The 11,784-nt window shown below is 61.7% G+C and carries 12 protein-coding genes; 7 read left to right on the forward strand and 5 right to left on the reverse strand.

What is annotated here, in order from left to right; all coding sequences use genetic code 11:
* On the reverse strand, nucleotides 1–558 hold a 558-nt coding region (locus tag IVB36_RS31385; RefSeq protein WP_247394164.1), incomplete at its 3' end, for a hypothetical protein.
* Between the two features lie 13 nt (nucleotides 559–571).
* A complete protein-coding gene (locus IVB36_RS31390; protein ID WP_247299899.1) occupies nucleotides 572–886 on the reverse strand; it encodes a hypothetical protein in 315 nt (104 codons plus the stop codon).
* 241 nt (nucleotides 887–1,127) lie between these two features.
* Between IVB36_RS31390 and mobQ the strand changes: the two genes are divergently transcribed.
* Nucleotides 1,128–2,318 (forward strand): MobQ family relaxase, encoded by a 1,191-nt coding sequence (gene mobQ, locus IVB36_RS31395; RefSeq protein ID WP_247299895.1) that lies wholly within the window; start codon nucleotides 1,128–1,130, stop codon nucleotides 2,316–2,318.
* Nucleotides 2,319–2,342: 24 nt separating this feature from the next.
* Here mobQ and IVB36_RS31400 read toward each other — a convergent pair whose 3' ends face one another.
* Nucleotides 2,343–2,726: a hypothetical protein gene (locus IVB36_RS31400; RefSeq protein ID WP_247330370.1), complete on the reverse strand. Its 384-nt coding sequence runs from the start codon at nucleotides 2,724–2,726 to the stop codon at nucleotides 2,343–2,345.
* A gap of 604 nt (nucleotides 2,727–3,330) precedes the next feature.
* Between IVB36_RS31400 and IVB36_RS31405 the strand changes: the two genes are divergently transcribed.
* From IVB36_RS31405 to IVB36_RS31430, 6 genes are all read left to right on the forward strand, one after another.
* The gene (locus tag IVB36_RS31405) at nucleotides 3,331–3,648 is read left to right on the forward strand and encodes a hypothetical protein (protein WP_247299892.1); all 318 of its coding nucleotides are present in this window, start codon (nucleotides 3,331–3,333) and stop codon (nucleotides 3,646–3,648) included.
* On the forward strand, nucleotides 3,645–3,905 hold the full coding sequence (locus IVB36_RS31410; protein WP_247299890.1) for a hypothetical protein: 261 nt from the start codon (nucleotides 3,645–3,647) through the stop codon (nucleotides 3,903–3,905). Before IVB36_RS31405 ends, IVB36_RS31410 begins: the two co-directional genes overlap by 4 nt.
* Nucleotides 3,902–4,870 (forward strand): tyrosine-type recombinase/integrase, encoded by a 969-nt coding sequence (locus IVB36_RS31415; RefSeq protein ID WP_247330373.1) that lies wholly within the window; start codon nucleotides 3,902–3,904, stop codon nucleotides 4,868–4,870. The genes IVB36_RS31410 and IVB36_RS31415 overlap by 4 nt, the downstream gene beginning before the upstream one ends.
* Before the next feature lie 142 nt (nucleotides 4,871–5,012).
* Nucleotides 5,013–5,600 carry a hypothetical protein gene (locus IVB36_RS31420; protein WP_247299914.1) on the forward strand — a complete coding sequence of 196 codons (588 nt, stop codon included), beginning with the start codon at nucleotides 5,013–5,015 and terminating at the stop codon, nucleotides 5,598–5,600.
* Complete coding sequence (locus IVB36_RS31425) at nucleotides 5,601–6,662, forward strand: XRE family transcriptional regulator (protein WP_247299911.1); 1,062 nt, start codon at nucleotides 5,601–5,603, stop codon at nucleotides 6,660–6,662.
* Between the two features lie 175 nt (nucleotides 6,663–6,837).
* Nucleotides 6,838–9,243 carry a hypothetical protein gene (locus IVB36_RS31430; RefSeq protein ID WP_247299909.1) on the forward strand — a complete coding sequence of 802 codons (2,406 nt, stop codon included), beginning with the start codon at nucleotides 6,838–6,840 and terminating at the stop codon, nucleotides 9,241–9,243.
* Between the two features lie 500 nt (nucleotides 9,244–9,743).
* Here IVB36_RS31430 and IVB36_RS31435 read toward each other — a convergent pair whose 3' ends face one another.
* Together IVB36_RS31435 and IVB36_RS31440 are read right to left on the reverse strand one after the other, a co-directional pair.
* Entirely contained in the window at nucleotides 9,744–10,352 is a 609-nt protein-coding gene (locus IVB36_RS31435) for a hypothetical protein (RefSeq protein ID WP_247299906.1), read from the reverse strand.
* 1,243 nt (nucleotides 10,353–11,595) lie between these two features.
* Nucleotides 11,596–11,784: hypothetical protein (locus IVB36_RS31440; RefSeq protein WP_247394166.1), on the reverse strand; the 189-nt coding region annotated here is incomplete at its 5' end.

Raw genomic sequence — 11,784 nt, forward strand, 5'->3', positions numbered from 1 at the left:
ATCGGACTGGCAGTTCGTCAGCACCACGCGGCCTGCGCGGCGTTGCCAGTCCTCGGCCCGCGCCTGGAGCGTCGGCAATGCGACGCGCAGGCGCTCGACTTCGGCGGCGAGGCGGGCGCGTTCCGCCTGACCCCAGAAGGTAGACGCGGCGACGCCGGCAAACTGTGCGCCGGTGGCGCCCAGCACGACGAGGCTCAGAACTGCGGTGAGGCGAAGTGTCAGCCGAGCCGTTGCCTGTCGAACCCCGTGCGTCGCTGCGTCGATCTCACCGCGCGCGTCGTGCAGCGCGGCCACGACCTCGCTGCGCAGTCGGTCGGCCCCGAGCGCGGAGACCGTCGTGTCCAACGACGCGACGCGGTCGGACAGCGTTCCGAAGGCCGGCCCGAGGGCCGACACGTCGAGGGTGAGGGTACGAGGTTTTGCAGCCGCCATCTCGGCCGCCTGTGCGGCCTTGAGCGTCCCCTGCATGTCCTGCCCGAGTCGGTCCACGTCGCGGCGGACTGCCTTGAGCGTGTCGAGCAACTCAATGACGGGGTCGGTTGAGTTCGCGCCGTCCATTGTCGGCAGGGTCCTACGAGTGCTCCGTCTCGGTGGGCGGAACAGGATCCTGTCTCATGGAGAAGATGTGCAGGCGGCCGAGAAGGTCGGTGACCCTTCGGAGGTCCACATCCGGAAGACCGTCGTTGTCGATGATCGAGACCAGCTGCTTGGCATTGGCAGGGCTGTCGTAGGCCCATCGGATCACAACAGCGCCGACGACCTTCGCCTCCCGTTCATCCCTGGCTTGGATTTCTGCCTCCACACGTGCGGTCTCAGCGGCAAGCGCCGTCAGCCTCTGTTCCGGGGTGCGCTTGATGCGCTTCGGCTTGGTCTCGGTCGTGTCCATGTTCGAAGCTCGCTTTTTGAGAGTTGCATTCGAGGGGCGGGCAAAGCTAGGGTTGAGTCCCGAAGGGCGCGGTTACGTCTCGGACTGCGTCCGACACCCGCGGTCCTCAGGGGCTGCGCCCCGCCGGACGGCTTCCCCCCAGTCCGGCGCTTAGGCGCCGGACGTCAGGGTTCCTCACCCTGAAACCGAGCCAGCGTCGGGCCGCTGGACCACGTATGTGCGCACAGGGCGCGGTGACGGGATGGCGCTGTACCGCTTCGAGCTGAAGGTGATCGGCCGCTCCGGCGGGCGTTCGGCCGTCGCCGCAGCCGCCTATCGCTCCGGCACCCGGATGGTCTGCGCCCGCCGCGGCCAAGTCTTCGACTACAGGCGGCGCAAGGGCGTCTCGTCGCGCGAACTCCTCGCTCCCCCAAGCGCACCGGCATGGGCTCGCACGGATCGCCAGAAGCTCTGGCAGATGGTGGAGGCGAGCGAACGCCGGGTCGACAGTAGGCTCGCGAAAGAGGCCGTACTCTCGTTGCCGCGCGAGCTGAGCGTCGAGGATCGCGTCCGGCTGGTCCGCGCGTTCGTCGAGCGGGAGATTGTCGCGCTCGGTCTTGTCGCGGACATCGCGCACCACGACGGACGGACGGGAAAAGACGATCCGGACGGCGGCAATCCGCACGCTCACGTGCTGATCTCGACTCGTCGCGTCGGTCCCGATGGGTTCGAAGGCAAGGAAAAAGCTCTCGACGCTCGAGACACCCTGTTGCATCTCCGTGAAGCGTGGGCTTCGCATCTGAACGAAGCGCTCGAGCGTGCCGGAGCGCCGACGCGGGTCAGCCACCTCTCGCTCGCGGCACAATGCGAGGACGCCAAGGCTGAGGCTGCCGATGCGCGCGCCAGCGGTGACACGGAGAAGGCGGACGAAGCCGACGCAGCGGTTTTCGTGCTTGATCGGAAGCCGGAGCCGAAGCTCGGGCGGGGACACCACCTCCGAACCCGCGCTGGCATTCAGACCGACCAAGGCGAGGCCGTAGACGCGCTCCGGATTGAGCGTGCCCGCCGACAAACGCTGACCGCGACCCTGCGCACGCTGCTCCGAAAGGCCGCGCAGTTTCGGTTGCAACTCGGCGACCGCCTGCGTCAAAGCTTGAGCGAAGGTGCCATGGCCTCGCTGCGGGATACCAACCTCGCGGTGTCGGTGGGTCGCTTGGCACGCGGCGAAGGGGAGCGCCTGACTCCCGATGAGCGCATCAAGGCACAGGAACGACAGCGCGCGTTGAGGCACGAACAAGCTGAGCGGCGCTTGGCTTTGGGAGATGGTGAGCAGGCCTCGGCACGTGAGCGCGACCTGCGTCGAGAGGAGATTGAGCGCCATCGTATCGAACAGGAGTTACTGAGGGTCCGCGCCGTGATGCGGCGAGATCGTGGACGTGGGATCGGCCGCTGAGCGGCCGATCCACGGGCCGGCGCGCTAGTCCCTGCCCCACCCATCGTTCCGAACCGGCTTGCGGGACTTGGGCTTGCGCTTCTGTTCGGCCTTCGGGGTGAGGTTCGGCGGCACCGGAGCCGGAGCCGGCTGAGGAACGACGGGAGCGGGCTTGGCCTCCGCGTCTTTCTTGGCGCGCGCGTCGATGATGAGATCGCCGATGGTACGGTCGAAATTCGGCCCGTCATCGACGTTCGGTGGGACCTTGCACCGACAGGTCAGACACCGGTCAACGCGCACCCGGATCCGCTCAAACGCGCGTTCGTCCTCGGGCGTGATTTCCTTGTTGTCACGCTTGAGGAGCCGCACGCGGTCCCAGGTATCGATCTCGAAATCCTCGATCTCGCATTCCCAGAGTTCGATCCGCACGTCTTCCGGAACGGGGACGCCCGCAACGTACGTCGCGGTACTCAGAAGAAGGGCATTCTCCTTGCGGCACTCCCATGAAAGGTGACCGGCTCTCCTGACCTGTACGAGATATCGACAATCATGAGGGCGCAGCGGGTTTGAAGCTTCCGGCGCAGCGGAGGCATTCTGATCTTTGCGGTCTTCGTTCTGATTGGAGTTGGACATGTGAGGCCCCGGCATTTCCAGTTGCGAGGCCGTCTATGAATATCGCTCTTTGCCGAAAGTACAGAGCGGAGACCATTGGATAAGTGGGCCGGACCGGCAGACAGTATCTTGAAAAAGCTGAGAAATACTGCTACAAGGAGCAAGAACGACATCATAAAGACGGGAGAGACCCGTCACATGTGGAGGGGCATTCGCCACCCCAGTGAAGTCGATGGACTTCACTGGCCACATGTGAATACATTCTTAAAAGTAACCTAATGGAATTTGGCGGCTCGCCAAAGCCCGAATTGGCGGCAATTCACAGTTTCGTGAAGGAGCTGCCTAGGGTGTGGGCAGCCGCGGGGTGGCGTCTTCTGGGCTGTGATAATGACGCTTATCGGAGGTCAAGACGGAGTCGGTCATGGTGGCGCTGTTGGAGCAGATGCTCCGGGACGTGCGCCGGGAGATCGCCGCGATCGAGATGCGCTCGGCCGCGCGGACTGCTGGGCTCCTCGCCCTAATCCGGGATGGGGCCGACACCGCCGAGCAGGACCGGCTGATGTCGGAGGACATGCGCACCCTGGACGGCCTGCGTCAGGAACAGCGGGTGCTGAAGGAGGCCCTGGAACGCCCCGACCTCCCGGCGAGCGCCCAGGATCTGCTCGATCTCGCCGACGCGAAACTACGCCTTGTCCTTGAGGCCCGACTCCAGCTCCAGGACCTGAGGGGTCAGGGATGACCGTCGCGCCCGTCCCGGCCTCATCGCTCCTCGATGACGCGCTCGCGGACGCAGATCGGGAGATCGCCGAGACTGAGCGGCGGCGCGAACGGCAAGTTCACCTCCTCCACGGCCTCGACCCCGGCACGAAGGCGCGGACCTGCGCCGAGCGCCTCCTGTGCGAGATCGACTGGACCCTCTCAATCAACCACACGCACCGAACGCTCATCCAGAACCTGCTGGCGACCGAAACCTCCAACGACGTGGGTTCCCCGTGACCACCCTTCCTACCCCTGTCGCAGAGACCGCAATCGGCCCCGCGCTCGACTTGGAAGCGGTCGCCGCCCGCGCCGCCGGACTCGCTCGGCAGGCGCGCGCCGCTAACACGCTCCGCGCCTACGAGGCCGACTGGCGGGAATTCGCGGGGTGGTGCGCCGCCCGCGGCCTCGAACCGCTGCCCGCCGCCCCGGCCGTGGTCGGGCTCTACCTCGCCGACTGCGCCGACCGGCTGTCGCTCGCGACCCTCGCCCGGCGGGTGAGCAGCCTCGCCGCCCGGCACCGCCGGGCCGGGCTCGGCCTCGACGTGCGCCACCCGGCCGTGGCCGACGTGCTGGCGGGCCTCCGGCGCGAGCGCGGCTCCGCCCAGCGCCGCGCCGAGGCCCTGACCGTGCCGCGCCTGAAGCAGGTGCTCGCCGGGCTCGGCGACGGCCTCGCCGACCGGCGCGACCGCGCCCTGCTCCTGGTCGGCACCGCCGCCGCGTTGCGGCGCTCCGAGCTGGCCGCCCTCGACGTGGCCGACATCGCCGTCCTGCCCGAGGGCCTGCGGGTCACGATCCGGCGCAGCAAGACCGACGCCGAGGGTCGCGGCGCGGTGCTCGCGGTCGGGCGCACGGGACAGGCGACGTGTCCGGCCGCCGCCTACACGGCGTGGCTTGCCGCGACCGGGATCGCCGAGGGGGCGGCGTTCCGCGCCGTCGACCGTCACGGCCGCCTCGGCGGGCGGCTGTCCGGCAACGCCGTCGCGCTGATCGTCCAGCGCCGCGCTGGCGCCGCCGGGCTCGACGCGGCGGCCTATGCGGGCCACTCCATGCGGGCGGGGTTCGCGACCTCGGCCGCCCATGCCGGGGTTGGCGAGATCCGGATCGCTCACCAGACCCGTCACGCCTCGCTCAGCACCCTGCGCCGGTACGTCCGTGAGGGGGCCCTGTTCGCCGACAATCTCGCTGTCGAGATCGGATTGTAGCGCTTCCAGGGCTCTCGTCTGGGACGCCCAGGAGTCCAAAGCGTAAGGCCCGACAAGGAGTTGCGGCTCGGTTATTGAAACGGTTATATTTTCCGCCATATCCTTCCAAGGGCGCGACGTGCTGCCGGATGGAGAGGGCCTTATGGACGTGGAAGAAGACCAGTCGCGCCAGATGGCGATCATCGAGCCCCTGCTGCTCGGCATCCACGACGCCTTGTACGAGGCGGTCGCCACCTACAACGGTGACGGGTACTCGGATGCGGTTCGTGCGCAGCACAGTGATCGCGCTGCCGCGTGCTGCATCTACGACCACGCCGAACGAGCGCTGATGGACCGCTTCGACGGCACGCCTGGGGTGAACTTCCTGGATCGCCGGGGGCTTCACCTGCTCAACTACCGGGATCAGGCGCTGATCCGGGTCAAGAAGGTGAACGGGTTAGGCCAACACGCTAACTACCAGACCCTGCAACAGCAGGATTATGACGACGAGATGCCCCTCCTCGATCTGCCCGAGGCGGCCGTGCGTCTGTATGCGGGCTACCAAATGGATGCCGCCGGGGCCGCGATCGAGCGGGTGATGATTGTCAGGCAGATCGGCAAGGACGTGATCTGGACGGCGCAGGTCACCGCTACGGAAGCCCAGGCTGCGTGGGTGGACATCACGCCGGAGCGGATCCCTGACACTGGTCGGACCGACTTTGAGGCGGCGCGTGCGAGACGAGGACGCTAAGTGACCGACGCGGTCTTCAACGCTGACATGCTGAGACTCGCGCGTGAGGCGCGCGAGATGACCCAGGCTGATCTGGCGAGAGAGGCGTCTGTCACGCAGGCGCTCATCTCGAAGCTCGAACACGGCCTGATCGGCCAACCCTCCGACGAGGTGCTGGGCAACCTCGCGAAGGCACTCCGCTTCCCTACAGCCTTCTTCCATCAGCGCGAGCGCGCGATCGGGTTCCCCGCCTTTCACTACCGCAAGCGCACGAAGCTCGGCGCGAAGCCACTCGCGCGGATCGGTGCGGTCATCAACATCCGGCGTCAGCACGTGGCGAGGCTCTTGCGCTCCTACGACCTGGAAGTCGCCAAGCCGATCCCTCAGATCGACCTGGACGAGAGCGGCCTCACGCCAGAGAAGGTCGCCGAGCGGCTGCGCGCGTACTGGATGCTGCCGCGTGGGCCGGTCGCCTGCGTGGTTGATACGATTGAGCAGGCGGGCGGCATCGTCATCATGACGAGCTTCCACACCAAGCTTCTGGACGGCATCAGCTTCCGTTCGGAGGGCATGCCACCGCTCTTCTTCATGAACAAGGATGTTGCCGGGGACCGCTTCCGTTTCTCGCTCGCGCACGAGCTTGGACACATCGTTATGCACACCGTGCCTGACGACGATCAGAAGATGGAAGAGGAGGCGCACCGCTTCGCTGCGGCTTTCCTCATGCCTGCCTCGGATATCAAATCATATTTGATATCTCCTAAGATTACTGCTCTCGGTAGAGTGAAAGCGTACTGGAAGGTCTCTATAAAAAGCTTGATTAAAAGAACTTACGACCTAAAATTAATTACTGATTCTCAGTACAAAAACATGAATGTTCAGTATAATAAATCTTTCAACGAGGGTGAGCCATACGAAATACAGGTAGAAGAACCTTGGCGCCTTAGAGATATCATCAAGTATCACTGCAACGAGCTTGGATACAGCTTGTCTGACTTGGCGCGCCTTCTGGCTGCGAACGAAGCCGACGTTGAGCGCGCGTATCTCCCGCGCCAGGGCCTACGCCTCGTGGTTTCGAACTGAGTTTTGGGTCCCCTTCTACGTGACGAGGACGCGTGTCCAGTAGGCGTTGTCTCCGCCGCCCTCGACTACGAGAACCCCATGGGTGAGGATATTCACGACGCTGCCACAGCGCTTGCCACGGCATATGCGAACGGCGATGTCTACCGTGCATCGGGCATGGTCCAGCGGGAACATAATGTCTCTGTACAAAAAACTACAAGATGTCCGCAGCGAGGAAGACGTCAAAGATGTTTACATTCAGGCGTTAGGCTTGAAGAAATATACCAAAGGGCTAATTGATATTCGTACGAAGGAAATGTGGTTCGAGGCTAAACATCACGGCAAGGACTCAAGTTATAAGATGTTCACCCAGCTTCTGCATTATGTGCAGGATGGGTTGAATAAAGGGGACGAGTTACCACCGTTCCTGGCAGTAATGGATACTGAGAAGGCGGCTCTGATGAAGACCGCTGATGTTATTCCATTTTTGAAAAAGAAGACGATAAAATGGGGCAAGTCGGCTACTAAATTCCCGAAGGAGGCGCTCGACCAAGTATCCGCGTTCATTGGAACAAGGATGGTCTCGTTCAGGATAGCGACGCACGAAGATGAATTCATCAGTACTGTAAAAGCCGCTCTGACAAAGGGCGATATTATCCGCATTTCGATCACGCCAGATAATTTGAAGCAAGTTTTCGATAAATGGGTCGAGATGATCGGTCGGGAAATCGGCGGTGCTCCGGTAGATAAATATGCCCTTCTCTTTTTCGCCGACATCATGCATGACGGAACCAAGGCGACTCATGAAAACTTGCCGGCCGAACTTCTCCATCAAGGAGAAGCGCCCGTATTTTCCCTCGACGGTAAACTTTATAAACTAGGTAATCGTGAGGGTTACCGTCAGTTCTGGTCAATTTATCACCGCCCACCAGATGAGGAGTATCGCAATTACTTATTAGAGCGTCGCGACTCCCTAATCCCGCTAGACGAGCGTAGCTTCAAGGGCGCTTTCTATACTCCACTCCACGTGGTTGATAAAGCCTACGATAAGTTAGCCGACGTTCTTGGGAAGAACTGGCAGAAGAACTACATAGTTTGGGACATGTGCTGCGGCGTTGGGAACTTGGAAACCAAGCATTCCAACCCGCGAAACGTTTTTATGAGTACATTAGATCAAGCTGACGTCGATGTTATGAAAGCTACTAGAACCTGCGTTTCCGCCACTCGGTTTCAATATGATTATCTCAATGATGACATTACGGCTGATGGCAGAATTGACTATAGCCTCACCAACAAAGTGCCGCCCGCTCTGCGGCAGGCAATCGCCGAAGGTCGAAAGATCCTGATACTTATCAATCCGCCATATGCAGAAGCTGCAAACATAGATAACATCACAAGTTCTCGTGGGAAAAATTCAGAGAGCAAAAAAAGCGTTTCAAAGACGCAGATTGCTAAAACGATCAGTGATTTTGGATACGCTTCGCGCGAACTATTCGTGCAATTTCTAGTGCGGATCGCCAAAGAGATACCAAACGCTACCTTGGCTATGTTCAGTACCTTGAAATATGTAAATGCTCCAAATTTTGAGCCATTCAGGTCGTTTTGGAATGCATCTTATCTCGGCGGTTTCTTGGTGCCTAGCAAAGCATTCGATGGTCTAAATGGGAATTTCCCTATTGGCTTCCTTATTTGGGAAACCGATAATTCCGCAAAAAAGAAGACACCAATTACAAACATAGTTGCGGAGGTTCTTAATAAAAAAGGCGAAGCAATTGGCGAAAAGCAATTCTATAATCTACCAAGTGAGCGATTTCTGAGCAATTGGATTAAGCGGGCAAGGTCTAATAAGGATGACGCCCTGCCCTTGAAAGGCGCGCTCGTGCCAACGACTAGTATTAAAGATGTGCGTGGCACTAAATGGGCAGACGGAGCGATCGGCGGAATGATTGCGCCCGGTGGTGATGTTCAACACGCAAATCTTACCGCCTTGCTATCATCAGGGTACTGTAGCGCAGGCGGTTTTTTCGTCACCAAGGAAAATCTCTGGAAATCGGCAGTTGTGTTTGCGGTACGGCGTCTAGTTAAGCCGTCGTGGCTCAATGATCGGGATCAGTTCTTACAGCCTGATGAGCCTCTTACTGAAGAATTTAAGATGGACTGCTTAGTCTGGATGTTGTTCAGCACACAAAATCTGACGGCTGGCGCGAACGGATTGGAGTGGAATGGTCGCCAATGGAGTCTGGTCAATCACTTTATTCCGTTCACCGAGGCTGAAGTTAATGCACCTGACCGATTTGAATCAGATTTTATGGTTCAATACCTACATAAAAAGAAGTTTTCGGTTGAGGCTTCCGCAGTCTTACGAGCAGGTAAAATCCTTTGGCAAACGTATTTCTCCATCACCGATGTATATAGCGTTCGTCAAAGCCTCAAACTCAATCGCCCCGATGTTGGATGGTATCAGATCCGATCCGCTCTTGGTCGACGCGAGGAACAGAAAGACAAAATCGAAACCGAATTTGCTGTCTTTGACTCAACCTACGAGACGCTGACATCGAAGCTAGCACCGATGATTTATGATCTTGGCTTCCTAAAAACTTAGCGTGCAGCAGCGGCTCATGCTGGTAAGCAAGCAGGCGAGATCTCGGGACACGAGGCGGAGAGAGAACGTTCGTCTCCGCGCTGTCAATCTGCATAGGTATGGGCGCTTAGCGTACGTTTTCGAACATCCTCTGCGATGACCCCGAGTTGGCGTAGACGAAATACCAAAGGTCCAAACCGGGTGAACGACGACGCCTTCACAGATGAGCTGAGATCGGCCCTGGAGGCCCTGATCTCGGAAGCCCGTGCAGCAGGCCCAGGGCGGGTTGTGACCGCGGCCGAGCGCGCTGCGATAATCTGGGTCACGGACCGCCAGGAAGCCCCCGAGGCCGCCCGCCGCGATCTGCCGGTACCAGAGACCGCACGCCGCTTGCAGTAGGATCCCGGCCGCCCTGGCTCCTGTGGTGGGCGACGCGATCTCTCGTTCATGACGGACACCCGTACCCACGACGATCTACGAACTTACAGCCTCCCAGATCCGGACTGGTGCACAACTGCGGTTCAGCCGGCGAGCCGACGCCACCATGGGCGTGCTTTCCAGGCTTCCAGCTCGGCGCGGGCCTGGGCGGTCTCCGCTTCGGCTCTCTTCTCCAAAGCACTCAACTCTACCCGTGATTGAGCCGCTGCGGCATCGGCCAATGCTAATCGCGCTTGCAGCTCGCGCTCGCGACCCCCGGCCTCCTCAACGACCTGGGCGAGTTGCCGAGCGAGAGCGGCGACCTCCCCGACTAAGTGATCGGATTTCTCAGTCTCGGCGCTCCTGTCAGCTACCGCCTGCGACAGAGCTTGCTGCGCCTCTGTGAGAGCCCGCTCGAGCCGTTCGATATGGGCGGTTAGGAAGGCAACGAAGGTCCTTTCGAGAGGGCCTTCGACAGGAGGCTCAGCATCGATTTCGCTTTCATCGAGAGGGGTTTCGACACCTCTCTTGAGAGCCCGCTCAAACTCTTCGATAGGGATCTCTATCCGGGTCCTACCGTCGTTACCGGGGAGCCTACGCCAGCCCTGTCGGCGCACGAGCTGCCGAGCTGAAGCCGGTTTCAGAGAGAATGCTTCCTCGATCTCCGCATACGTCATGATGCGGGACGAAACCCCCTTCGACACCTCGCTCATGACAGCCCCTCGGTCACTCGGAATGAGACGGACGAGAGGGTGTGTCCATAACTCTTTCGAAAGGGTATCTGACCGCCCTTTCGAGACCCCCGTCGAGGGAGGGCTTACCGTAGCCGTGTTGACTGCCTGTGTCGGTACGGGGATGGTGGGCGAATGCCGGACTCGTGCCGGTTCGAGGAGATAACCGCCACGACGGCAACGTAGAAAAAGCAACGGCCCCTCAGGCGCCAACCTGAGAGGCCGTGGACCGATCTCATAGAGACCGGCGGGGGATCAAACACCTCCCGACAGTCTCACGAGCACCCTTAGGGGTCAAGACGGGACGCCAATCCCGTCAACGGTCTTGCTCGTTCTGTGGAAGGGTGTCGCCCGCTAAGGCGATGCTCGCTGCTGTGCCGTGGCCCGCAAGGGCTGGGACATGTTCGCTGAAGAACTTAGGCGCGCCGTCGAGGTTGCGCCCCGGGGCGCGCTGCCCGAGGTGGCGGCGCTGCTGTGGCGCGCCTTCGGGGCGGGCCAGGTGAGTGAGGCCGAGGCCGAGGCGCTGTCGGCGCTGATCGAGGGGCGGACGGTCATCCCGGCCGCGCCCGTGCCGCCGCGAAGGCCTGCTAGCTCCCGGCCGCGGAGCGACGCCCCGCCGGGCCGACCGTCCATCTTCCCCCCGAAACGCCATCAGCGCTCGCCGGATCGCGCTCGGTCACTAGAGCGACGGCGGACCTTGGCTGCCTCTGGTCCAATGCCCCCGGCGCTCGCGGCCCGGCACACGACTGGCGAACTCGCCGCGTTACGGATCATCGCCGACGAGGTGCGGGCGCGCGGCGCATGTGAACTGTGCGTGTCGGCCATCGCGGCGCGAGCCGGGGTGTCGGCCTCGACGGCACGCAACGCGATCCGGACGGCTGCCCGTTCCGGGCTTCTCCACGTCGAGGAGCGCCGCCTTCTCGGCCGGCGCAATGATCCCAACCGCATCACCATCGTGGATGCCGCTTGGCGGGCTTGGATCGCGAAGGGCGGCCGAACCGGGGGGGGTGCCTTCAAAAAACTCGAGCCCACGGACAGAGGATCTCAGAAAGCGCAATCTTGGAGCGGTCAGCGGCCAGCGGAAACGTCGCAAAGAGCTGCCGGGAGGCAGGGTCGGGCGAGGGCAAGGCCACCTTCCGATTCCGGACCGGGTCCGTCACGGCGAGTGCCATCCATGCGGTAGGCTCATGCACCCGATCGTCATTCCGAACGGCCCGCTGCGCACTCAGTAGCCGTCGAGCACGGCGTACTCGCCACGCGGGCCGAACCGCGGCGCGCTCAGGTCGATGCGGACGCACAGGCGCGTGCGCCTGTCATCGGACTGGCAGTTCGTCAGCACCACGCGGCCTGCGCGGCGTTGCCAGTCCTCGGCCCGCGCCTGGAGCGTCGGCAATGCGACGCGCAGGCGCTCGAC

Origin of the sequence: Bradyrhizobium sp. 35, assembly GCF_023073215.1 — a bacterium.
Lineage (GTDB): Bacteria > Pseudomonadota > Alphaproteobacteria > Rhizobiales > Xanthobacteraceae > Bradyrhizobium > Bradyrhizobium canariense_D.